Here is a 21299-nt window from a genome sequence, read left to right on the forward strand (position 1 = left end):
TGATTATTTCCCAAAATATTGCATGCTGAAAGACACCGTACTAAGTAGTGCGCCACGACTGATAATGCTGTTCGATACGACGGAAAATCAGGCTCTCAGTCAGCCAGGCAATCATTCCGATCAGTGAAATACCAAGTAGCACCTGACTTGCATTGCCAACTTGTCCTCCCATAGAAACCATCCAGCCAATACCGCGCGAAGCACCTATCATTTCGGCCGCGACCAATGCACGCCAAGCCTGACTGAATCCAACTCGTAAGGCAGTAGTGAGGGCTGGCAGCGATGCGGGAAAATACACATGCACCAGCAATTGCCAACGAGATGCTCCGAGTACTCGCGCTGCCCTTAATTCGCCAACACGAATAGCTTGTACGCCATTCTGTATAGTCAACGCCATAGGAAATACTGCTGCGATAAAGATCACCGCGATGATAGATAGGTATCCCAAGCCAAACACAATCATTGTTAGCGGCGCCCAAGCGATTGGGGGAATCGCCATGAATAAGCCGTTAAGTGGCGTGATAAAACTCCGAAAGCCGGCCGAGATCCCGGCTGCCATCCCGAGTACCAAAGCGACAAGAACTGCGGCACTAAAACCAGCAAACTCTTCAAGCAAACTGGCAATGAGCTGTGTCCATAATTTACCGCTGGCTACCCAGCGCCATCCTTCTGCCGCCACCTCCCATGGTTGAGGTAGGATATAGGCTGGATATTGACTGGCTGTTGCCATCCATAGCAACAGCAAGAACGGCAGAGCTGTCCAGCCGTAATTAGGTGTATGTCCAAAGCGCTTCATAGCATTCATCATCTTTTGACATTAGATTGCTCTGCGCGTAACAGAAAGCTCGAATCAATGACTTGATGTGCGTTGAATGTTTTACTCATAAAACCCAGTGAATACGAATAGTTGATCAAGCGCTGAATGAACTGAATATCATTCGTCTCTATTCGCTCAGCCCACCCCAAGCGCTTGCGTGCCTCGTTGACTACTGCGACTGGTTCAATTGTTTTTCCGGCAGAAGTTGGAATCGGTGCAATTTGAAATGCTTCAGCAATGATACGATTCGACTCTTCAATGTGATTATTGAGGAAAGCGATCGCTTTTTTATGTGCACGCAGCACCTTGATGACATCATCCGGGCGTTCAGCCAACGTTCGTGGCACCGCCATCACGACATACCAAGGATATTGCGGCAGCTTCTGGTTCACATCCAGTACAAGTTGGGCATTGCCACGCAAGAGCGCATCCGAGACAAACGGCTCCCAGGTGAACGCTGCATCAACGAGACCACGGTCAAGCGCAGTATTCATATTGCCGACCGGCATACTCATAATGTCGATATTTTTTTCAGGATCCAGGCCAGCTAATTCTTTGACGACATAACCACGAAGAAGAATGTCCATGCCACTGCCTTTAGCCACGCTGGCAATTTTTTTTCCGCGCAAGTCAGCCAGAGTTCGCACAGAGCTTTTGCTGCGAGCAATGAGTGCAGCCTGTCCGTAATTTACCTTCGCCAGAATACGGCTATTGAGGCCACGTGAGAACCACTGGAAAACAGGGGGCGCACCGACATAAGCCATATCAAGCTCACCGGCCGATAATGCTTGTTGCACTACCGGGCCATCACCAAACGACTTTAACTCGACCTTGAGTCCTTCTTCCACAAAATAACCTTTCTTGTCAGCGATCAGCGCCGGCGCATTGGCCATCGCATAAACCCAGCCAATCCGGATTGGACGGGTTTCGCTTAGAGCAAGACCCGGTAAAAAAGAAGCAAGTAAAAGAAAACATAGCGATACGCGCTTGGAAGTCATCATGATCAATCTTTCGGTAATGGGGAATAGGTCACGGGACCATTAGCGCTATACGCTCGCGCAACGTGTTACAGTAATCATGGAAATTTTGCAGTTTGCGGGTATCGCGCTGCGAGCGTGGTCGTGGCAAATCGATGCGTATCTCTTCTTGCAAGCCGTTTGGTGAAGTCCCAAGCACCAACACACGATCCGCCAAAAAAACAGCCTCTTCAATGTCGTGCGTAATAAACACCACAGTTTGTCCGAGCAAGGACCAAAAGCGCAAAATCTCTTCATTCATGCTCTGACGTGAAAGAGCATCTAAAGCGGCAAAGGGCTCATCCATCAACAATAGCGAAGGTTCCATGACCAAGGTACGTGCCAACGCAACGCGCTGTTGCATGCCACCCGATAATTGATGCGGTAGCTTATCTGCGGCACCACCAAGGCCGACAAGAGAAAGATAATGATGGGCCCGTTCACGTTGTTCAATTGTGTTGCCACTACCTGTCATTCGCAATCCAAAACGTACGTTATCCAGCGCTGACAGCCACGGAAATAAATTCGGTGATTGGAAAACATAACCCAACGCCGGAGATTCAGGCGTAATGAACTCTCCATCAACTGTAAGACTGCCTCTGTCCGGTTGCTGAAATCCCGACAGCAAATTCAGCAACGTACTCTTACCGCATCCCGATGGTCCTAACAGCGCGACAAATTCTCCACGCTGTACCTGAAACGACAAATCACAAAAGACGGCATGTCCATTGGGATAGGCAAAGTCAACATGACTGACAGAAAGATGATTCATGATTTTTTAATTTAAATGATTATGTCTCATTGATTTTTGTCATAATACGTTTTAATACAAGCAAACAAAAATAAGGAATGCGCATATCGATATTCGATTAGTGATCACATCGAATTTTCAACATTCATGAACAATGCCAGCATCCTTAGAACAAGATTTTTCTACTCAATATCCGATACGTGATTTCATGAAACAGAACGCTAAACTCGTCCGTAAGAACGTTACTTCCCTCTATGAGCAAATCGCGTCACAGCTTCGCCAAGAAATTCATAGCAACCGTTATGAGCCTTCGGGTAAGCTACCGTCAGAAGCCGAATTGTGTGAATACTATGGTGTGAGCCGTATTACCGTACGCTTAGCGATCGGTAAGCTGGTAGAAGAAGGAAGTGTCGAGCGCAAACAAGGTAAAGGTACTTATGTCGCCGGTAAGCAAGTGAGACATGGACTTGATGCTATACGAAGCTTTCATGATTCACTCGTCATGCAAGGTCTTAAGCCGGAAATGCAATTACTGGAAAAGGTAATGCAGCCACTACCAGAGTCAATACAGGCCAGCTTTAGTAAACGGACAAAATCATGTGTGTTGTTAAAGCGACTGCATCTTGTGGATAATCAACCTATCGCGCTGGGGATCAGTTATTTGCCAGCGTGTATTGATGCCGTTTCTTGGGATATAGCAGAGCGTCAGCCTAACTACACGCTCATTCAGAATTCACATCACCAAGGGGTGGTTCGCGCAGACATTTCTATTTCCTGTCAGATAGCCGACCGAAGCTTGGCGCGGATACTCAAAATCAAAACTGGAATGCCACTTTTGGTGATGACACGCATTTCTAGCTTTGCCAATGGCGAGTGCTGTGATCACTCAACTTTCTATATTCGCCCTGAAGGTTACTCTTTCATCACCAGTTGCAGCTTCTAAGTAAATGTATAGACAAACATTATCTATGAGGGAATAGGTCATTGTTACATGGTGATAGGTCTTCCACAAAAGATCACAAGTAACAAATTTGAGAGAGATATGATCTTGAGCGCCGTATACGTTTCGAACGTGGTTTGACAATTCAAAAATCGAACCACAATAGAAGTACATCAACGAAACAATGGAGCTGAACATGCTGCAAAGATTCAAAAATGAATTGCAATCGATTATTGCTCTTTTATTGATTGGAACAGCTGGATTTAAATGTATTGAGATGTTTCTGACAGACGATCTATCAACTGGATTATCAGCGCTTTCAGCTATCGTGGCTGGTGTTCTCGTCGAATTAGCAAGTTACATAAAAAAAGACGCCTTCCATTTACGTCAGCTGCGTCTTACTTTGCTGACGTTAGCTTTATTGGCAAACATTTCCATCGGTTTTGTCGCTTCTGATATGTACTATGTTCACAAGTTTTTCAACTGAGGTGATTGCTGAGTTTTCATTAGTCGCCAAATGCTGACTTTCATACAAACATGCCGTTGTCCTCAATATCAACGACCAATGCTATTACCAGAGTGGTCTGTTTCCAATCTGGCGAGGTTCCTTGAAACATAAATTGGTTATCTGCCATATAGCGATTGATCAGAGCATTACAAAGGTCATTGGAAAAGCAATCGGCTAACAATGCAGATAGCTGTTCCTAATGCCGTTCAGTTAAGAAGCAAAAAGGCCACTTCGGATAATCCTGAAGTGGCCTTTTCATTGAGAAAACTCTAAATTGCTTGACCCCAAAATGAGCAAGGTCACGCCTAACTGAACGGCATTAAATACTAGTTCCTGCATTTCCAGCACCAACAACTGCCGTCTCCGCACGAATAGCAATGCCTGTCACCAGCTCGCACAGTAATAAACCATCTGAAGAACAACTCACTGTTTCAAGCAATTAATCTGTTGAACAACAACGAATAAAGGAGAACCGCATGCTCAAACAATTTGCCATTTCCTGTCTGTCTCTTCTGGCATTCTCAGCACACGCAGAATCGGATTTAAGGACAATCGCCACCGGTACCAAGTTTCAATGCACCTCAAACCATCCCATCGCCACGTTGAAGAAAAAAATCAACGGATTTCCTGTCCTGTGTGTTGTGAAAGCGGATATTCTCTCTACTTCGACGAAGCAACTCGTTATTTCCGCGCAGTCACGTTTGTTGGGTTGGACTGACAACGGTGTGAACGCCGGTAAGAAACCGCCTCAATTTGGCGGCGTCGGCTGATCATGGCAATTTTGCCACGGTTTGGTGGCCCGTCTTTTTCGTGGAATCTGTACTGTGGGTTGGTCAGGCCAGGCGCTTCGTACGGCGGTCATTACGGTTCAGTGAACAAAGTCGGTCGGGACCGCCCGTTGGCCGCTTACGCCCCAGACTGTGTGAAAACGCGTCCTAAATGTAAACGAGATTCTTTCTGACGCGTTAATAGCTCATCTGACGCCATCAGGAGAGCAGGATGAAGCGCTTTGTCGAAGGAACCGACCGCAGCCAGAGTGTTCTCTTTCCCAAGCATCTGGACGACTATGTTGCAGAAGATAATATCGTTCGGATCGTGGAGGCGTTTATTGAAGCGCTTGACCTCAAGGGGCTTGGCTTTGCCGGTGCAGAGCCTGCGCACACCGGTCGCCCGTCCTGTCATCCTGCCGTTCTCCTCGGGATCTACATCTACGGCTACCTCAATCGTATCCAGTCCAGCCGACGCCTGGAGCGCGAGGCCCAGCGCAATGTCGAACTGATGTGGCTTACCGGCAGGCTATCGCCGGACTTTAAAACCATCGCTGATTTTCGCAAGGATAATGGCCCTGCTATCTGCAAGGTATGCCGTCAATTCGTTCAGGTATGCCGCCGGCTTGATGTTTTCTCCGACAGCAGCGTAGCAATCGATGGCAGCAAGTTCAAAGCGGTAAATAATCGCGACCGGAACTTCGCCAATAACAAGCTTGAAGCTCGCATCGAACAGCTGGAGGAAAGCATCAAGCGCTACATGGACGAGCTTGACCGCGCCGACCGCGATCCTATGCTTGTCGCCGAAACTCGTGTGACCCGTATCAAAGAAAAAATCGCAGGTCTGAAAGAACAGATTGAAAATCTGGGTGAACTGACCAAGCAGTTAAAGCAGGTGCCAGATCAGCAGATCTCGTTGACCGATCCCGATGCACGCTCAATGTCGACGAGTGGTCGAGGCACAGCTACCGTCGGGTACAACGCACAATCTGCTGTCGACACCAAGCACCACTTAATCGTGGCGCATGAAGTCACCAACGTAGGAAATGATCGCGCTCAGCTTGCCTCAATGGCCAAGCAAGCCAACGAGGTACTTGAAAAAGAACATCTGGAAGTGTATGCAGATCGCGGCTACTACAGTGGTCCGGAAATTTTGGCGTGCGAGGAGTCGGGGATGGTGCCATTAGTTCCTAAGCCATTCACTTCGGGCAATCGTGCAAAGGGGCTCTTCGATAAACGCGACTTCCGATATTTGCCTGAGAGCGATGAGTTCCAATGTCCTGCCGGAGAACGCGCGATACGACGATTCAGCACGTTGGAAAAAGGGCTGCTGTTTTACAAATACTGGTCATCATCTTGTCCCAAGTGTACGACAAAATCTCAATGCACCACGGGGACAAATCACCGCATCGCCCGCTGGGAACATGAAGATGCCTTGGATAGGATGAGCAAGCGGTTGGCTGAGCGCGGAGACGTAGCGAGAATCAGACGGCAAACTGTCGAACATCCATTTGGCACGCTCAAAGCCTGGATGGGAGCGACGCATTTCCTAACTCGGACTTTGCCGCGAGTGAAAACAGAGATGAGCTTGCATGTTCTAGCCTACAACTTGAAACGCATGGTGAACATCATGGGGCATCTGGGACTGAAAGCGGCGTTGCTGGGGACGTGAGCCTTTTTAACTTCTGCTCCCGCGTCAAGGAAGATCAGCACCTGCACGGTGTGGCCGTTAGCGGCACAGAAGATCAGGTTTTCACACAGCCTGGTCCCTAAGCCGCCTGTCGATCTTCTCCAAAGCAGACATTCAGTATTAGGCGTCTCATATCGAAACTGGGCTTGCCAAGATCAAGTTTATGGAAGATTACTCCTAGCAACGCAACAAGCCTTGCACGCAGAGTTCACCCTCAATCTGAAAAATCCCGGCACTTGGGCTGAGCGCTGCCTCGGCCTATAAATTCAGCTCTTCGGAAAACGACGCGCAAATACCCACTGCTACAAGTTGCATATGGTGCGTCATCACCTCAACAGGCAATTTGAAATCCGAGCGCATCCACTCTTTTGCCATCTGGTAAAGCGCGCCTAGCATTCCTTGCGCCAATACATAAGCCTTCACTGTGCTGTGGCTATTCTGTTTCACTCTAGACAAGAACCATTCGACGAACAACTGCGTGGACTTCGCCATTTCCTGCGCATAGTAGGCATCGACGGCAGCACTAACGCCCTCCATCTCAAACAGAGTGATCCGCCCAGCAGCTGGATACTCTAGCAGGCCGGAGAAATAGGTATGTGCCGCCACCCGCACACGCTCTGAAACAGAGTCGCCAACTTGCTCCATGGCCTCAACTGCCCGTTGGCGCATGTCATCCATGATGACGGTGCAGGTTGCGCAGAGCAATGCTTCACCATTGGCGAAAGACTCGTAAAAGTAGCGCTCCGTTAGCCCAGCCTCCAGACACACCGTCTTGACCGATGTGGCACGGAAGCCACGCGCTCCATACAGCTCAATGCCGACCTCCACGAGGCGCTTCCGACGCTCGCCGATCCTCTCGTCAGCACTACGTCCTCGATAAACCTTAGAGCTTAAAGGGGTGACGCCAACGTCCATATCTTTCATGCACCACCTCCCTTGAAATTCAGTATTGACATGATAGCGTGTCAGACATAAAATATCAACAGACATGAACTCATGTCACTTAAAAATGCGTCGTATACAGAACACCGTACACGGAAAAACGAGGCATAGACGCTAAGGAGACCCATCATGCAACGGCAAGATATTGAATTCACTTCGGAGGGGCTGCGCTGTTCAGCGTGGTTCTACCCCGCAAGCAGCAAGGGCACGCGGCCCTGCATCGTTCTGGCTCACGGACTCGCTGGCATCAAGGAGATGCGACTTGATGCCTACGCCGAGAAGTTCGTCGAAGCCAGCTACCACGCTCTCGTGTTCGACTATCGGCACTTCGGCGAGAGTGCTGGCGAGCCTCGTCAATTGCTCAACATTGCGAGGCAGCACCAGGACTGGAAGGCCGCAATTTCCTACGCGCGCAACCGTCCGGATGTCGATGCGACCAAGATCGTTCTTTGGGGATCTTCACTCAGTGGTGGTCATGTTGTCGCTGTCGCCGCGCAGGACAGGAATATCGCAGCTGTCATCTCGCAGGTACCCCATATGCTCGGTCTCACCTCTGGTTTGGCTGGCGGATTGTTGGCTGGAACTCGCCTAACCATCCATGCGCTCATCGATCGACTGGGAAGTTTGATCGGATTGCGGCCCCACTTTGTCAACGCTGCAGCTGAGCCAGGTCGGCTTGGGTTGATGACAGCACCAGAGGCGGCCCATGGGTATTTGAAACTCGTCCCCAAGGGAAAGGCCTTTGACCAGCGCGTGACTGCTCGGTTTGTTTTTGATGCTATGCGCTACTCCCCGGGCAAGTATTTACGACACTTGACCATGCCCACGCTTCTCCAAGTGGCCAATAACGATCTGACAACACCTGCATCCGCCGCGTTGCGATCCGCTCGCGGGGCCAAGACGGTCACCCTCAAGAAACACGATGCTGACCATTTCGATCCTTATATCGAACCACTGTTCAGCACCTTCATTGCAGAGCAATTGGATTTCCTAAAACAGAACTTGGATCCTGTGCCGCGACGCATCGTTAAGAAAACTAAACCTACCGTTTTCATTACTGGAGCAGCCAAAGGTATAGGTGCAGAAACTGCCTTGTTGTTTGCGAAGCAAGGATACTGCGTTGGTGCCACCGATATTAACCAAAGTGATTTGGAAGCATTGAGAAAATCTCTTGGCAATGGGCACTTCTATCGCCAACTGGACGTTACAAAGCCAGATGAGTTTGCCTCTGCGTTAAGTGATTTTGCTGCTGAGAATGGCGACGCCATCGATGTGCTAATTAACAATGCTGGTATCGCCTTTATTGATGACTATGAGGCGGTTCCGCTGATGAAACATCTGGTCGTCACTGAGGTGAATGTAAAGGGCGTTCAGATAGGTGCATATCACGCACTGCCTTATCTCAGGAGAAGCGATCGCCCCACCATGGTCAACATGTGCTCCCTTAGCTCGGAATACGGCGTACCCAGTGAAGCCTCATATTCGGCAAGCAAGTTTTGGGTCAAGGGGTTCACCGAGGCTCTGAATATTGAGTGGGAGCGCCATGGAATCTACGTCTGCGACGTGATGCCCAATTTCGTAGCTACGCCGATGATGGACGCCGCACACGGAAAAATCGTGGATTCGATTGGCATATTTCTTCAAGCAAGTGATGTCTCTGAAGTAATTTTGCAGGCCGTGAAAAGCCGCAGGAACGTTCACTGGGAAGTCGATACCTGGCGTCCCCGCCTTCTTCGGTCAGTGAGCAAGCTGTTACCGAAAATCTTGCGCAGAGCTGCCATGCGACATGTATCAGGCTATTAATTCCGATAAATCAACGAGTCACGATTAACTACAAACGGGAGTCAACATGAAAAACTTCGATTTGAATGGCAAGGTAGTTCTAATTACCGGGGCTTCCGGTGGTATTGGTCAAGCCGTGACCAACCGATTATATGAACGCGGTGCGAACCTCGTATTGACGGATATCTCTGCAGAGGGCCTTAATCGTACGTTCGCAGAATTGAATAAGGAGCGAGTCATACTCGCGCCCTTGGATGTCACAAATATGGCTGGCACCAAAGAAGTTGTGCTTCAAGCCGTAAACCACTTCGGGCGTCTTGATATGGTCATGGCTAACGCTGGCGTAGGCGCCAAAGTACCCTCGACGCTGCTGACAATCGATGTAGACGAATTCACGAAAGTGATAAACGTCGATTTGTTTGGTGTTTGGAATACCGTCAAAGCCAGCTTGCCACACATCATCGACGCAAAAGGACATGTATTAATCACCGCGTCGGTGTACGCCTTCATAAATGGGGTCGCTAATGCTCCATATGCGATGTCAAAGGCTGCTGTTGAACAGATGGGGCGCGCATTGCGAACCGAACTTGGCGGAACGGGAGCGACAGCGGGAGTCCTGTATCCCGGTTGGGTCGATACAAATATTGCCAAGGTGGCATTTGGTGAGCACGACGTGGCAACAAAACTTGTCCAGCACGCAATGCCAGGGCCGTTTGGTCGCCGTGTTAAACCCGATGAAATTGCTCTGGCGGTCATCGCCGGCGTGGAACGTCGGGCGCCACGAATCATCGCACCAAAGTACTGGGCCCCGATATCATGGTTCCGGGGCGTCGTCAATATCTTTTCAGATGCCATGCTCGAAAAAGATGCCAAGTTCCAGATGCTGATACGAGAGCTAGAACGGAAGCAATAACAGTTAATCGACGTATGCAGCAACAATATCGAGTTATCTCAGGCGACGAAAAAAACATAAGACTCATCTAAATAAATACACTTCCTCTTAACAAAATTGAAGACAGATCTTGCAACGCGCCTTCAGTAACATTTTTTGAAAATCTCGGTATCAGGGCAACTCTCGGATGCTAACAATCACAGTCTTTTTGTTTTAAGAATGGCAGAGGAGGACTTTTCTACGTCGTTCAAAACCAAGAATTATCGAAGAGCATTTGTTCGCTATTGGATGGAGACTGGTTCCCACAACGAGACCTTAACTTCTCAGCCTGAGCAATTTAAACTAGCGACTATCAGTCGGAAAACTTCATGCGGTAGCCGCTAGTTGGAGAACTGAGAACACTTTTCAATCAAAAAATCTGTTCGTTCACAGGTTACCTACGCCACCATCAACTTGCAGTTCCGTACCGACGACAAAGCTAGACTCATCAGAAGCCAGGAACACAGCAGCCTTTGCCAATTCCAACGGCGTGCCCAAGCGACCGATGGGGACAAGATTCTTGATCTGCCCACGCAAGACTTCCTCCTCTCGTGGTGGCAGGCCTAACTTGCCCAGTGCAGCAGTCTCAGTCGGACCCGGGCTTAAGCCGTTGACCCGAATGCCGCGTCCGACCAGTTCACCGGACAAGGTCCGTGCCAGTGACAGCAATCCCGCCTTGCTCGCGGCATAAGCGCTACTTTGAGGCAGGCCGATATGTGCGCTGACCGAGCCACATAGAATGACGGACGATGGATTTGCCAGTAAGGGTAACAAAGACTGAATCAGAAAGAACGGGCCTTTCAGATTGATGTCCATGAGCCGGTCATAAGCGGCTTCATCCCATTCCTGTAGTGGGCGGTGAGTCACATCACCCGCATTCACGTACAGCACGTCCAGATGAGGCCAATGTTGTGCAATCTGTTTCGCCAACGTGCGTTGATCAGCCATGTCGCCGGCATCGCTCTGGAAAAGCAGTACCGAATCGCCCAGTTCTCGGCCTATGTTCAACAGGGTGTTTTCGTTTCGTCCTGTGATAGCTACCCTGGCTCCTTCTTTCAAAAACTGGCGCGCTGTTTCCAGACCGATGCCACTGGTGCCACCAGTGATCAGAGCATATTTGCCTTGAAGTCTTGACATACCGTGTTAATCCACAGAGTTGAAAGCAACATTATCTAATCAGTAGTATCCTTTGCATAGTAGGCACCTGATAGATACTAAAGGAGTAAATGGATAGTTATGGCAATGCTCAAGAAAGTGCGCGTGCAGATAGCGACCGCAGAAGTCCGATCTGCAGACCGTTGCCCGATGGTGGACTTCGTGAACCTGATCTCCGGTAAATGGCCCATTCCCATCCTGTACAGGTTGATCGTCATCGACAAACCAATACGTTTCAGCGATTTACAACGTGCGGTGGCTCCTATCACGCAGAAGGAACTCGCCCGGCAACTGCGTTTGTTTGAGCAGCGCGGACTGGTTTGCCGCACGATCTACGCCGAAGTCCCGCCACGAGTGGAATATGAAATTACCGAGTTGGGCAAGACATTGCGGGAGACATTGGACTCCCTTGCTGGCTGGATGCGGGCCAATGGGGATCGGTTGATACGTGAGTGAGACGAGCCAGGCTAATTTGCTAATGCCTGCCGGCGTTTACAATGCATTTTTTCGGTAATCTTTCCGATATTTGCCAGGATTTCGCTTGCTGGTCTCTGGCTCATCATGGCTACTTCATGCACTGCCATCCAGAGCCACTTTTTTGGATTACGAGTTTTAACTGGCTTCAGCGTGTCGAATTCCATGTCGAGCAGCCGATAAATCGAATACGTATCATTCCGATCATTCTCGACAGCAAGCCGCTCCGCTTGATCCAACGTCAGTCCCAGCTCGTGACAGCGCTGTTCAATAATCTGATGAATTTCTTGCCGACTGACTTTAATACCTTCTGTGTCGGCTCCATTTTATTACATCAAAATTGCTTGAGTGAAGATATGACTTAACTACTTTTGAATCACGGTCAAAGCGACGTCTCCCTAGTTGAGGGTGTCCGCACCAGCTCACCGTAGTGTGATTTGCCTGTGGAATTAGGGAATTGGTATACCACCTATACGCGTTTTAAGCGTTGGGGTAAAGCAGGAGTATGGAAAGAAATAGTGGAAGCAGTTAGCGGCGATCGGAATCTGGAAGCGCTGATGATTGATAGTACGGTAGTGAGAGCGCATCAACACGCTTCAGGTGCTGCAAAAAGAAGGACGTCAAGGATAGGACGTTCACGCGGCGGCCTGTCCAGCAAGATACACGTCGCGGTGGATGCGCGTGGCAATCCTGTGCGTTGGTTACTGACAAGGGAAGAGGAATCCGATATGAATCAAGGTTTACCATTTATTAAAGGTTTTGAGGCGAAGGCGATATTGGCTGACAAAGGTTATGACTCGAATGTTTTTGTGGACTACATTCATACTAACGGGATGCTGGCCGTTATTCCGCCAAAGAAAAACAGACTGGTGCAGCGTGAATATGACCGCCACTTATACAAAGATAGAAATAGTGTTGAACGTTTTTTTAATCGCATCAAGCAATTCCGCAGGCTTGCAACACGGCATGAAAAATTAGATAGAAACTTCCTTTCCTTCATTAATCTTGTATTTGCTTATCTTTGGATTTATTGAATGTTAACAGGGCCTAACTCTGAATTCACAATATAAGTGGAGTACCATCCAATGGTCTATATGTATGCCTAGATTCCTGCGTATGCAAATAATCTATACGATTCGAAATCAGTGATTTTTTTGACTATGATGAGACCATGTAAGGAGAAAAATCATGGAGCTCAGTACACTGGCAATATGTGCGCTTTCATTTCAAGCAGTCTGTTTGGTGACGGTAGTTGTGCTTTTTATTGGCTGCGTACGCGGCATTATGAGTGAGCGACATCACCGAACTCATGATGAATAATAAACACATATCCGCGTTTCCCTTGCTAATCCAGCCTCGTTCCGAGGCAATAGACAAGAGAAAGTCAAGCGGACGGCCTGATTTCTGATTTGCGAAGGCTTGGCCAGTATATTTATCTAACCCACTGAGTATCGACATAAGTTCTGGCTATTTCCAGCGCGGCCAACACGACCGATGAAATAAGCCAGGTGCAAGAGCAGCGGTTTGCTATAGAACTGAATGAAACTACTGGTCAATCGCGTTGTGTCGATAGCAGAGTCTCTATCTGATCAGCATTCATTCTGGCGATAGACCTGAATCCCTCGCTGATACGCATATCACATGCGGCTCTCTACAGACGGTTGTTCCTCAGTTAGTCTTGCCCGCCTCATTCGTGCCCTATTCGCAGGGCATTTGACTTTCTAGCCATTCAGATAAGATGACTACATCACATCATCTACGTCTCTACCATGTTCACCATCCTTCAATCACTTATTTCACGCCTGTGGCAAGCCATCACCGGCACGCGTCGCAACTCAGCCAGTACACCGACTGCAGCAACCACACAACAAAAGCGTGAACAAGCGGGAGAGTCAGCCGAACTTGCCATGCAGAAGGATATTAACGATTTGCTGGTGCAGTATCCCGGCGCTACGGCCTTACACGGGAGTTTGCTGGTTTTTCACAGGGGGAGAAGGAATGAATTTTCTATCGAGGTCGATCACATTCTGATCACCAAAAAACACGTTTATGTCATTGAAACAAAGTATCAATCTGGGGATATCTATCCTTCACCCCATAAAAGCGAATGGCGTGTTCGCACCAGGTATGGCGAAAAATTCATGCGTAACGCCTTCAAGCAAGCACAGAATCACCAGAATGTACTATCCGATCAATTTCAGATCGATACCGGTATGATTCCGCTGGTAGCTATCGTCGGAAAAAGTGTCACCCTGCATGATCCAGACATGAATGTGTTTTTCCAACCAGAACTCGCAGAAGTGATTGCATATTTTGAGGGCTTCGGACGCTCACAGTTCCGGCCAAAACAATTAGCGAAACGGTTTTCTTATCTAGCAAGCGATGCGCCGGATGACTGGGAGCGACATGTCCATCGCGCACGACGGGCAAAATCTCATGCTCAAAGCAGAATGTCGCCAGTAAAAAATCTCGCCGATGTTAACTAAGGCGTTGCAGCATTACTCAGATTCAGCCCATTTGTCGCATCCGTTCCGATAGGTCCTACCGTTTCCTTCTGCCACCAAAGAGAGAATTCCAAACGGGTACCGCTGGCGCACGAATTTTTCCTTTGATCGCTGACAGTAATCGGTTCGCTTCTTCCGGCTGGCAGGCGCCCGTTTGGATCATGAGCGCCGTTGCCCTTTTGTCCACCCCCAAGGCTCTTTCTGTTTGTACGAGTTGGTCTGTATGCGCCACGACAACCTGATGCAGCAACTTTTCTAATACCTAGCGCATGCCGACCTGAGCTTGTGGCACTTGTCCGAACTGTTCCCAATGAATCGCACTCGCGCAATCGATTACATAATAATCAAACAACTCATTGAGTCGCTTCTGATACCGTTGTGCGAGATTGAGTTGTTGCGATAGTTCCAGGCTCAGTTTCAATACTTCGTAACCACTATTGGCATTGTTGTGTGAATCGGCAGACTGTTTGCGCACCAGCGCAAGATTGCATTTTTCTAACTGCAACACCAAGGACTCAATCGCGGCAAATTGGATTTCTCCCCTGGACTGCTCTTTCTGTCTGTCACGCAGTTTGTCTGAGCGATGCGTGATATACGCCCATTGCTCAAAAGTCGGTACCGCAATGTCAGTCCGGTCCCAGCCCGTAATCACTTGTTCATATTCTTCCAGTTGGTCGATATGGGTCGTCAGATCGCCATTCGCAGGAACAGGAAAGCGGACAACTTGCAGTTGGATCGAATCAGACATGATGTGCGAGAGAGAGGAAGACCAGATCTGTGAGGCTATTCGTAGGTGTAATTACGATCATGATAGAAACGCTGATCTTTTGCGGCCTCGATGAGTTGACGTGCTTTTCTGCGTTGTGCCTGGACTTGCGCATAAATATCTGGCGCCATCGGCTCTTGCACCATCAGGTCGTGCATGGACGCTGTATTCGATTCCCCATGGCGTGAATTAAATTTGAACACACAGTTTCCTTTCATCTAACGTTTTTGGAAGTACTACTTTGGTGAGATAGCGGTTCCCCCCCCCTTCGCACGCAACAATTCGTCTGGTTGGCAATTGCTTAACTTCAATACTACATCCTGACTCACGACACTCAACACCATGTCTTGATGCTGATACTCGCGTCCGACACGTTGTATTAACTCACGCTGAGTACTAACGCCGAACGCATCCAGGTAATATTGTTCATACCGGCAGCAGGCATGGATGACAAACTGGTGAGCGCGCAAAACAACTAATTCCACTGGCAGCACTTGTGACAAGGCGACAGCAAAGATGCCTGAGTCCACAAAGCCATATTCTTCGGTAAATTCTTTCATTGTAGTCAGTGATGGTGAGCCGAATCAGGCACTCAGTATGGCGCAACAGGAAGGGAGCGAACCCATATATGCGTGGCGATATTGCTTCGCTTTTTGATTGGCTGATCGATTGGATCATCGCCAGGTTGATTGACAGAGATTGACTCGCTTGCCCGGGGAGAAGCAAGCGAGTGATTCACTGCAAGAGTAGAAGAGTTTAGCGGGGGGAGTCTGCTGCAATGCCAGTCGGCAGAATCGGCACCATGCTATTGTCGATGGGCGTGTTGCGCACCTTGTCGCGCCGACGTTGTTTGATTTTGGTGATCAGAAACGTCATCACAGCACCAAACAGGATGCCACCTATCATCAGAGCTATCCACATAGCTAGGTAATCAGGATCTTCTTTTGGACACATTGCTTTTCCTTTCGTTGAGAATTTTGTACTTACTGTTAGTAACCACGCCAGATACGCTGGCTTCCATTTTTACCGATCAAATTCCCCGTGTCGATATGAATGAAGTCCCGCTGGTAGAACCCGACACCACCTTGTTGCAGCAGGGTCGCGAGTTTGCCTAAATAACTGCTGGGGATGGAATTGGCTCTGAAATCGATCGCCCTAAATACCCCTTTGGCATCCGGTAAGTGAAACGAGTTTTGCGCTGCATTTTCTGTCCGGTTGTTTGTTGCTGGTGTGCGCAATCCGGATAAGGCATCGAAACGGACATGGTGTCCGTATAGTGCTAACCATGTTTGCATCCATGAGAGCGTCTGCAACATTCGCCAATCCGGATGCCCCTGCTGGCTGGCCTGTACATCGCGCAACAGATAACAGGCTGAGCGATAGCCAATGTCGGTCGCATAGTCAAACTGCAATTCCTCCCCTCCCCGCTTCAGCCAGAGGAGGGTAGGTGTACGATAGACTTGTCCGGCCGCCAGCTCGTTCCCCGCCAGTGCCGATGATAATGGCAAACAACTGAGGGATACCGCTTTACAGAAATCACGTCGGTTCATGATGCGTCAGGATAACGGAACTATTAATAGAGTTTGGCAAATTTGTCTTCTACGCGTTTGGCATCGACTGCACCCGGAATACGGGAGCCATCACTAAAGACAATCGCGGGGGTTCCGGCAATCCGGTATTTTTTTTCCAATGCCAATACTTTCTCATGCGGTGCGGTGCAATCGGGATTGGCCGGTGCCGGAGATTTGTTATTGAGCATCCAGTCGTCCCATGCTTTACTGCGATCAGCTGCACACCAGATATCCCGGGATTTGGCTTTTGATTCTTCCGACACAATATTGAGCTGGAACGTATACACAGTAACGTTATCTATTTCTTGCAGGGTATGACGGAATTTTTTGCAATAGCCACAATTCGGGTCTTCAAAGATCACCATCACGCGTTTGCCATTACCTTTGGTGTATTTAATGGCGTCTTCCAGTGGCAGGCTTTTGAAATCGATCTTATTAATCTGGTTCAGTCGCTCTTCCGTCAGGTTGGTGCCAGTGTCCACATCGATCACGCGACCACTGATTAAGTATTTGCCGGTTTTGTCGGTATAGAGAATGTCGGTCTTGGTACGGACTTCATACAGATCGGCATACGGGGATTTGCCGACCGCTTCGACCTGGCCTGCACCTAATCGGGATTCGAGTTTCTTGATCAGTGCGTCTGGTGTGACGGCCAGTACTTGCGTTCCGATGCTGGCGAGTAGTACGGCAAAAGTGAGTTTGCTCGTGAATGTGCTAATGCGTGGTTGAGACATAATGCTCCTTACGATGAGTGTTGTTGATTTGGTTCCACCGGTTCTTTACTTTCCGACGGTTGCTGTTGCGGTGTTGTGCTGACGTGTTTGCTGAGTAACAGCAAGAGCAGCAGGATCACAAGTACGATGCCACCCAAAATCACACCGGTACCGATTTCGTGCACTGCATTGGCTGAAAGACTGCTTCCTGGTGGCATGATGCATAAGCCCTCTTGTTTGAACAGTCTTTCATTGTGCTGATTTTTACCCCCGGCGAACTTGCATAAAATAGTGGCAATCGGCTGTCTTATCGCATTTGCGGGGGTTTCTGGGTGATCGAAGGGAGAATTACACCGACTTGTCCACTGTTTCTGTGGATAACTTCACAGTTGCAGGGGTCAAGGTGTAATGTCGGGCTAACAGGTGGACGGTATAACTGAACAAACCAAGCGCCACCGTAAGTAATGGTAATTTGACCGAAGGCCAAGGTGCATCATGCAGCAATACAAAGACGATAAAGATGAACAACAGCATGAGGGTCCAAAAAAGGGTCAGTGTCCACAGAAAACGTTTTGGATTACGCATGATCATGATGTTCCATTTCTTTGAGTCTTGAATAAAGGTAACTTCTTGAGCACTTGAGTTGCAGTGCTGCTTTCATTTTATTGCCCTCGCATTGTTGCAAGCAGTCGAGAATCTGCTGATTTGTGAGGTCTTTTGATGTTTTGGCTTTGATCGCAGCATGACTGCCAATGTAAGCATTGGCTTTAGACGCACGCGAATGACCGGCATGTTCGGTAATGATCTGACGTGCCTGCGCCAATATGTCGGATGTTGGTTGTTCTCCGCCGCGCACTGGGCTGTCGCAGCCGGTCAGTTGTTGGTAGAGATTCTGCATATATTGGTGGCGCAGACCATGAGCGGTGACGCCGAGGTTTTTCTTGGTGAAGCCATGCTTCTTTAACAAGTAGTAATACTTGTTTTTCCACTCAGCAAATGTGAATTCTGCTGGGATCGTTGTTTTAGATTTTTTGTTGATGAATTGTTTTGCCAGCTCAATCACGTCCAGATCAGATTCGTTGATGACATCGATGCGGCGTGGACGGCCGCCCTTCGTACCATCTGAAATCATTAAATAGACATGGTCACTTCTGCGCATGATGACGTCGAATGGTCGCAGCAACATGCTTTCTTCTGTGCGCAAGCCGAATGTGATTTGTAGTGCTAATTGAATGGCAATGTGTTTGTTTTCTGACGCGATCTGGGCTATTTTTTGGTCAACGTCGATGCCGGCTGCTTTCCAGCTTTTATCTTTCATCGTGATACCAGTTCGTTTTGGCAATTGGCTGATCTGTTCATATTCGCTAACGTCTTTAACAATATTGGCCTTTCCAAGCCAACTCGCCAGCGACGCCAGGTAGGTCAGTTTGTTTTCGATCGTGCCGCGCTCTTGCCCTTTGGCGACCCAAGTATCTATTAAAAATTGGATATGCTTTTCTTTGAGACTGGAGAGCGTCGTAAAACGATGTAATCCATTCTTTTGTAGCGTCTCCAATGCAGCGAGTAAGCATAACGAGCGCATACGTTGTGTTTTGATGCCCAGTGGTTGCTGTGACATACGCGTTCTACTATGAGGTTTGCTCAGATTCGATTTGAATAGCGTACGCAGTTCCATTTTCAGCGAAGGATGCAAGTTGCAGCCTTCTATGTCTTTCTCGAAGTCGTAAATGATGGCCATGTGTTTTCCCTTTTAAACAATATTGTTTAATTGACTTTTGTTCAACTACCTGTACAGCATGTTCTTTTGCAAATAACGTTTTGCACAACGGCGCTAGACGACCTCGGATCTTTAGCGATAAAAATTGGCAGTCTGGATCTGGGAGGCACCATTTCCAGCTGAGCTTTCGCTCAACACGCACTCTGCTTTGCTACGTAGATTCTGAACAACATTGGCAAGTAGCACCGCCTGGAATGAGCGTCGCTCTGCTATGAGAGCATCGGCTTCCTGCGCATCTGACTTGTTTTGTTGTTGAGATCTGCGAGCAGTAATTCTGCAGGCCGTGAGTCCTCGCGTTTTTGGTACGCGTGACCAGAATGACATTCAAGTCCGGAGTTAAGGCTTACCGCCCCTACCGACTTGCCGGATTGTTCTCATTGAAGTTCGTCAGCGCACGCGATTGCGGCCAACCTCCCAACGATGTCACTGCTGTGAGTGATTCGATATCCAGTTTTTTGTATTGAATGTGTAGTTGACTTCGGTGTATTCCAATTTTGAGAATTACTCAAAATAATGGAAAACACACCGGAGAGCCAATGTTTATCACTGTTTTGGTTCCCTCATTCTTTGCAATGCTAAGTTCTTGTATTTACAAAAAAATTCGCTGCCGATTTTGGAGCGAAACACAAGACTTGATGCAAAGAGCGAGCGACTGAAAAAGAGCCAATAGGCTTTCGACGATGCTGGTTGCCCAGCGAAAATACTGAAATTCTGTACTGCAATGACGATAGTAATGATCTGTGATGCATTTGTCATGCGATATGCGTAATTTTTTAGAGGGCCTTATCAACAAGATGCTTATTCTGTGACCGTTGATCAGTCAAACTTGGGCATATTTGTCTGGTTTCGCGAGAGATATTTCATTCGTCGCTATGTCTGATTGGATTATGCGGATGAAGCACAAAAGGAATAGTCTGACTTATGTGCTACTTCGTGTATTTTCAGATTGATTCTGCTGTGCTTTCTATTTCATATCAGACATCTGTGGCATTTATCCCCTACTTATCTCCTACTTTGACGCGCGAACACTAAGCACCACAATCTTGTCGGACTTAAGTAGGTGATACCTCCTACTTAAATGCTATTTCTTCACAACGTCTGCATGGCTTAGATCAATGTCTTACTTATGTGTCACACATGTGGCACGTATGTATGACTTCTGCCAATATCATTTTGTTGCGCCGACAAAGTCATATTTTTGTCGCACTTATACCCAACTTTGGTAGCACTTCCAGTTGCATCAGATCGTGCGTTACTTAAAGTAGTACAACCTACACACAAGTCCAGCGCAACAACCAACAAATCAGTATCAAAATTAACTTTACCGAGCGACGCCGTTTCTCTCTGGCAATCATTCTGAACGTTCACCTCACCGCCCTTCCCTTCCCATCTATCTCCAGGCAAAAAGAACCCTCCGAATCAACGGAGGGCTCTTTATTAGTATTACAATTTTACATGCTGGTTTGCAACATGCCTTTTATGAATCGATATGGATCATCCGTTTGTTGCTGGATGACGTTGGTTAGAACTCATTTCATAAATATCTTCGAAGTAGAATCATAGAGAAAGCCAGATGAACAAAGCCTGTATATCGATCAGCACAACGATCCCAGCGAGTGAGGACACGCTTGAATTTGTTGAGCCATGCAAACAGACGTTCGACTTTTCAGCGACGCTTGTATCGACGCAGAGCGCGACCATCCTGAGTAACTGCACGTTTGCGGTTGCTTTTGTGTGGTGCGATCAGTTCTATACCTTGTTTTGCCAGGAGGCAATCGAGCGGATCACTGTCTTAGGCGCGATCCCCAATAAGTCGTTTGGGTCGTCACAACGTGACGGTGTCATCGAGCGTCGCTTCGACAAGGGTGACTTCATGTGAGCTATCTGCTCACAAACACAGCGCAAATTTGCGTTGGTGATTGTTGGATGTATCGTTTCTGCAACGATATTTACTTTACGGTTGTTGCCTCTGAGTTATACGATTTTTAAAGATAAGTTCAACGAAGATTAAAATCCGGGGGACATTGGAGAATGCATTCCTATTGATGAGTGAGTTCTATGTCCTTGTGTAATGAAACCTGTCGTGGTCATGACGCAACTGGCATGAAAGCGCGTACAAACTAGCAGGTGGCTCACGCCACATCATTTCCACCATTTCACATTGAAAACACTCCAAATTGCTGAGAATGGTATTG

25 protein-coding genes are annotated in these 21299 nt (G+C 48.2%); 10 read left to right on the forward strand and 15 right to left on the reverse strand.

The features are described 5' to 3' along the window. Positions 1–40 precede the first annotated feature (40 nt). From ACO0LB_RS16970 to ACO0LB_RS16980, 3 genes are read right to left on the reverse strand one after another with little or no spacing between them, the layout of a single operon-like run. A complete protein-coding gene (locus tag ACO0LB_RS16970; protein WP_423051211.1) occupies positions 41–808 on the reverse strand; it encodes an ABC transporter permease in 768 nt (255 codons plus the stop codon). Next, positions 805–1818, reverse strand: coding sequence for an ABC transporter substrate-binding protein (locus tag ACO0LB_RS16975; protein ID WP_423051213.1), 1014 nt, complete (start codon positions 1816–1818; stop codon positions 805–807). The genes ACO0LB_RS16970 and ACO0LB_RS16975 overlap by 4 nt, the downstream gene beginning before the upstream one ends. Positions 1819–1846: 28 nt before the next feature. Next, a complete protein-coding gene (locus ACO0LB_RS16980) occupies positions 1847–2605 on the reverse strand; it encodes an ABC transporter ATP-binding protein (protein WP_423051215.1) in 759 nt (252 codons plus the stop codon). Between the two features lie 187 nt (positions 2606–2792). Between ACO0LB_RS16980 and ACO0LB_RS16985 the strand changes: the two genes are divergently transcribed. The 4 genes from ACO0LB_RS16985 (at position 2793) to ACO0LB_RS17000 (ending at position 6471) form a co-directional block, all read left to right on the forward strand. Next, entirely contained in the window at positions 2793–3527 is a 735-nt protein-coding gene (locus ACO0LB_RS16985; protein WP_423051217.1) for a GntR family transcriptional regulator, read from the forward strand. 193 nt (positions 3528–3720) lie between these two features. Next, complete coding sequence (locus ACO0LB_RS16990) at positions 3721–4011, forward strand: hypothetical protein (RefSeq protein ID WP_423051219.1); 291 nt, start codon at positions 3721–3723, stop codon at positions 4009–4011. Positions 4012–4508: 497 nt separating this feature from the next. After that, the gene (locus ACO0LB_RS16995; protein WP_423051221.1) at positions 4509–4802 is read left to right on the forward strand and encodes a hypothetical protein; all 294 of its coding nucleotides are present in this window, start codon (positions 4509–4511) and stop codon (positions 4800–4802) included. A gap of 229 nt (positions 4803–5031) precedes the next feature. Continuing rightward, positions 5032–6471 carry an IS1182 family transposase gene (locus ACO0LB_RS17000; RefSeq protein WP_423051223.1) on the forward strand — a complete coding sequence of 480 codons (1440 nt, stop codon included), beginning with the start codon at positions 5032–5034 and terminating at the stop codon, positions 6469–6471. A 276-nt stretch (positions 6472–6747) separates the two neighbouring features. On the opposite strand, the gene ACO0LB_RS17005 is transcribed toward ACO0LB_RS17000, so the two are convergent. Beyond that, the gene (locus tag ACO0LB_RS17005; RefSeq protein WP_423051225.1) at positions 6748–7479 is read right to left on the reverse strand and encodes a TetR/AcrR family transcriptional regulator; all 732 of its coding nucleotides are present in this window, start codon (positions 7477–7479) and stop codon (positions 6748–6750) included. A gap of 81 nt (positions 7480–7560) precedes the next feature. Between ACO0LB_RS17005 and ACO0LB_RS17010 the strand changes: the two genes are divergently transcribed. Together ACO0LB_RS17010 and ACO0LB_RS17015 are read left to right on the forward strand one after the other, a co-directional pair. Next, positions 7561–9234: an SDR family oxidoreductase gene (locus tag ACO0LB_RS17010; protein WP_423051227.1), complete on the forward strand. Its 1674-nt coding sequence runs from the start codon at positions 7561–7563 to the stop codon at positions 9232–9234. A gap of 46 nt (positions 9235–9280) precedes the next feature. Next, positions 9281–10126, forward strand: a complete 846-nt coding sequence (locus ACO0LB_RS17015) for an SDR family NAD(P)-dependent oxidoreductase (protein ID WP_423051229.1) — start codon at positions 9281–9283, stop codon at positions 10124–10126. A 405-nt stretch (positions 10127–10531) separates the two neighbouring features. Here ACO0LB_RS17015 and ACO0LB_RS17020 read toward each other — a convergent pair whose 3' ends face one another. Beyond that, positions 10532–11281, reverse strand: a complete 750-nt coding sequence (locus ACO0LB_RS17020; RefSeq protein ID WP_423051231.1) for an SDR family oxidoreductase — start codon at positions 11279–11281, stop codon at positions 10532–10534. Positions 11282–11380: 99 nt separating this feature from the next. Here ACO0LB_RS17020 and ACO0LB_RS17025 point away from each other — a divergent pair, with 99 nt between their 5' ends. Beyond that, complete coding sequence (locus ACO0LB_RS17025) at positions 11381–11755, forward strand: winged helix-turn-helix transcriptional regulator (RefSeq protein WP_423051233.1); 375 nt, start codon at positions 11381–11383, stop codon at positions 11753–11755. Positions 11756–11766: 11 nt separating this feature from the next. Here the strand turns inward: ACO0LB_RS17025 and ACO0LB_RS17030 are convergent, their stop codons facing one another. After that, positions 11767–12012: a hypothetical protein gene (locus ACO0LB_RS17030; protein WP_423051235.1), complete on the reverse strand. Its 246-nt coding sequence runs from the start codon at positions 12010–12012 to the stop codon at positions 11767–11769. Between the two features lie 204 nt (positions 12013–12216). Between ACO0LB_RS17030 and ACO0LB_RS17035 the strand changes: the two genes are divergently transcribed. Together ACO0LB_RS17035 and ACO0LB_RS17040 are read left to right on the forward strand one after the other, a co-directional pair. Further along, positions 12217–12807, forward strand: coding sequence for an IS5 family transposase (locus tag ACO0LB_RS17035; RefSeq protein ID WP_423051237.1), 591 nt, complete (start codon positions 12217–12219; stop codon positions 12805–12807). A gap of 735 nt (positions 12808–13542) precedes the next feature. Then, positions 13543–14259, forward strand: a complete 717-nt coding sequence (locus ACO0LB_RS17040; protein WP_423051239.1) for a nuclease-related domain-containing protein — start codon at positions 13543–13545, stop codon at positions 14257–14259. 280 nt (positions 14260–14539) lie between these two features. Here the strand turns inward: ACO0LB_RS17040 and ACO0LB_RS17045 are convergent, their stop codons facing one another. From ACO0LB_RS17045 to ACO0LB_RS17085, 9 genes are all read right to left on the reverse strand, one after another. Next, positions 14540–15025 carry a hypothetical protein gene (locus ACO0LB_RS17045; protein ID WP_423051241.1) on the reverse strand — a complete coding sequence of 162 codons (486 nt, stop codon included), beginning with the start codon at positions 15023–15025 and terminating at the stop codon, positions 14540–14542. A gap of 35 nt (positions 15026–15060) precedes the next feature. Further along, positions 15061–15246, reverse strand: coding sequence for a hypothetical protein (locus ACO0LB_RS17050; protein ID WP_423051243.1), 186 nt, complete (start codon positions 15244–15246; stop codon positions 15061–15063). Positions 15247–15279: 33 nt separating this feature from the next. Further along, positions 15280–15603 (reverse strand): hypothetical protein, encoded by a 324-nt coding sequence (locus tag ACO0LB_RS17055; RefSeq protein ID WP_423051245.1) that lies wholly within the window; start codon positions 15601–15603, stop codon positions 15280–15282. Between the two features lie 196 nt (positions 15604–15799). Then, positions 15800–15997, reverse strand: coding sequence for a hypothetical protein (locus ACO0LB_RS17060; protein WP_423051246.1), 198 nt, complete (start codon positions 15995–15997; stop codon positions 15800–15802). 35 nt (positions 15998–16032) lie between these two features. Further along, entirely contained in the window at positions 16033–16593 is a 561-nt protein-coding gene (locus ACO0LB_RS17065) for a YcbK family protein (RefSeq protein WP_423051248.1), read from the reverse strand. Positions 16594–16616: 23 nt separating this feature from the next. Continuing rightward, complete coding sequence (locus ACO0LB_RS17070) at positions 16617–17348, reverse strand: DsbC family protein (RefSeq protein WP_423051249.1); 732 nt, start codon at positions 17346–17348, stop codon at positions 16617–16619. A gap of 8 nt (positions 17349–17356) precedes the next feature. Next, positions 17357–17545, reverse strand: coding sequence for a hypothetical protein (locus ACO0LB_RS17075; RefSeq protein ID WP_423051251.1), 189 nt, complete (start codon positions 17543–17545; stop codon positions 17357–17359). A 130-nt stretch (positions 17546–17675) separates the two neighbouring features. Then, positions 17676–17861: a hypothetical protein gene (locus tag ACO0LB_RS17080; RefSeq protein ID WP_423051253.1), complete on the reverse strand. Its 186-nt coding sequence runs from the start codon at positions 17859–17861 to the stop codon at positions 17676–17678. A 43-nt stretch (positions 17862–17904) separates the two neighbouring features. Beyond that, complete coding sequence (locus ACO0LB_RS17085) at positions 17905–19065, reverse strand: integrase domain-containing protein (RefSeq protein ID WP_423051255.1); 1161 nt, start codon at positions 19063–19065, stop codon at positions 17905–17907. Between the two features lie 1612 nt (positions 19066–20677). Between ACO0LB_RS17085 and ACO0LB_RS17090 the strand changes: the two genes are divergently transcribed. Next, positions 20678–20983 carry a hypothetical protein gene (locus tag ACO0LB_RS17090; protein ID WP_423051257.1) on the forward strand — a complete coding sequence of 102 codons (306 nt, stop codon included), beginning with the start codon at positions 20678–20680 and terminating at the stop codon, positions 20981–20983. The last annotated feature ends 316 nt before the right edge of the window (positions 20984–21299 follow it).

The organism is Undibacterium sp. SXout7W (assembly GCF_049339385.1).
Taxonomy (GTDB): Bacteria; Pseudomonadota; Gammaproteobacteria; order Burkholderiales; family Burkholderiaceae_D; genus Undibacterium.

Coding starts and splice junctions, on each gene's coding strand:
- ACO0LB_RS16970 (WP_423051211.1), bottom strand. CDS start 808: ATGATGAATGCTATGAAGCGCTTTGGACATACACCTAATTACGGCTGG.
- ACO0LB_RS16975 (WP_423051213.1), bottom strand. CDS start 1,818: ATGATGACTTCCAAGCGCGTATCGCTATGTTTTCTTTTACTTGCTTCT.
- ACO0LB_RS16980 (WP_423051215.1), bottom strand. CDS start 2,605: ATGAATCATCTTTCTGTCAGTCATGTTGACTTTGCCTATCCCAATGGA.
- ACO0LB_RS16985 (WP_423051217.1), top strand. CDS start 2,793: ATGAAACAGAACGCTAAACTCGTCCGTAAGAACGTTACTTCCCTCTAT.
- ACO0LB_RS16990 (WP_423051219.1), top strand. CDS start 3,721: ATGCTGCAAAGATTCAAAAATGAATTGCAATCGATTATTGCTCTTTTA.
- ACO0LB_RS16995 (WP_423051221.1), top strand. CDS start 4,509: ATGCTCAAACAATTTGCCATTTCCTGTCTGTCTCTTCTGGCATTCTCA.
- ACO0LB_RS17000 (WP_423051223.1), top strand. CDS start 5,032: ATGAAGCGCTTTGTCGAAGGAACCGACCGCAGCCAGAGTGTTCTCTTT.
- ACO0LB_RS17005 (WP_423051225.1), bottom strand. CDS start 7,479: ATGTCTGTTGATATTTTATGTCTGACACGCTATCATGTCAATACTGAA.
- ACO0LB_RS17010 (WP_423051227.1), top strand. CDS start 7,561: ATGCAACGGCAAGATATTGAATTCACTTCGGAGGGGCTGCGCTGTTCA.
- ACO0LB_RS17015 (WP_423051229.1), top strand. CDS start 9,281: ATGAAAAACTTCGATTTGAATGGCAAGGTAGTTCTAATTACCGGGGCT.
- ACO0LB_RS17020 (WP_423051231.1), bottom strand. CDS start 11,281: ATGTCAAGACTTCAAGGCAAATATGCTCTGATCACTGGTGGCACCAGT.
- ACO0LB_RS17025 (WP_423051233.1), top strand. CDS start 11,381: ATGGCAATGCTCAAGAAAGTGCGCGTGCAGATAGCGACCGCAGAAGTC.
- ACO0LB_RS17040 (WP_423051239.1), top strand. CDS start 13,543: ATGTTCACCATCCTTCAATCACTTATTTCACGCCTGTGGCAAGCCATC.
- ACO0LB_RS17045 (WP_423051241.1), bottom strand. CDS start 15,025: ATGTCTGATTCGATCCAACTGCAAGTTGTCCGCTTTCCTGTTCCTGCG.
- ACO0LB_RS17055 (WP_423051245.1), bottom strand. CDS start 15,603: ATGAAAGAATTTACCGAAGAATATGGCTTTGTGGACTCAGGCATCTTT.
- ACO0LB_RS17060 (WP_423051246.1), bottom strand. CDS start 15,997: ATGTGTCCAAAAGAAGATCCTGATTACCTAGCTATGTGGATAGCTCTG.
- ACO0LB_RS17065 (WP_423051248.1), bottom strand. CDS start 16,593: ATGAACCGACGTGATTTCTGTAAAGCGGTATCCCTCAGTTGTTTGCCA.
- ACO0LB_RS17070 (WP_423051249.1), bottom strand. CDS start 17,348: ATGTCTCAACCACGCATTAGCACATTCACGAGCAAACTCACTTTTGCC.
- ACO0LB_RS17075 (WP_423051251.1), bottom strand. CDS start 17,545: ATGCCACCAGGAAGCAGTCTTTCAGCCAATGCAGTGCACGAAATCGGT.
- ACO0LB_RS17080 (WP_423051253.1), bottom strand. CDS start 17,861: ATGCTGTTGTTCATCTTTATCGTCTTTGTATTGCTGCATGATGCACCT.
- ACO0LB_RS17085 (WP_423051255.1), bottom strand. CDS start 19,065: ATGGCCATCATTTACGACTTCGAGAAAGACATAGAAGGCTGCAACTTG.
- ACO0LB_RS17090 (WP_423051257.1), top strand. CDS start 20,678: ATGAACAAAGCCTGTATATCGATCAGCACAACGATCCCAGCGAGTGAG.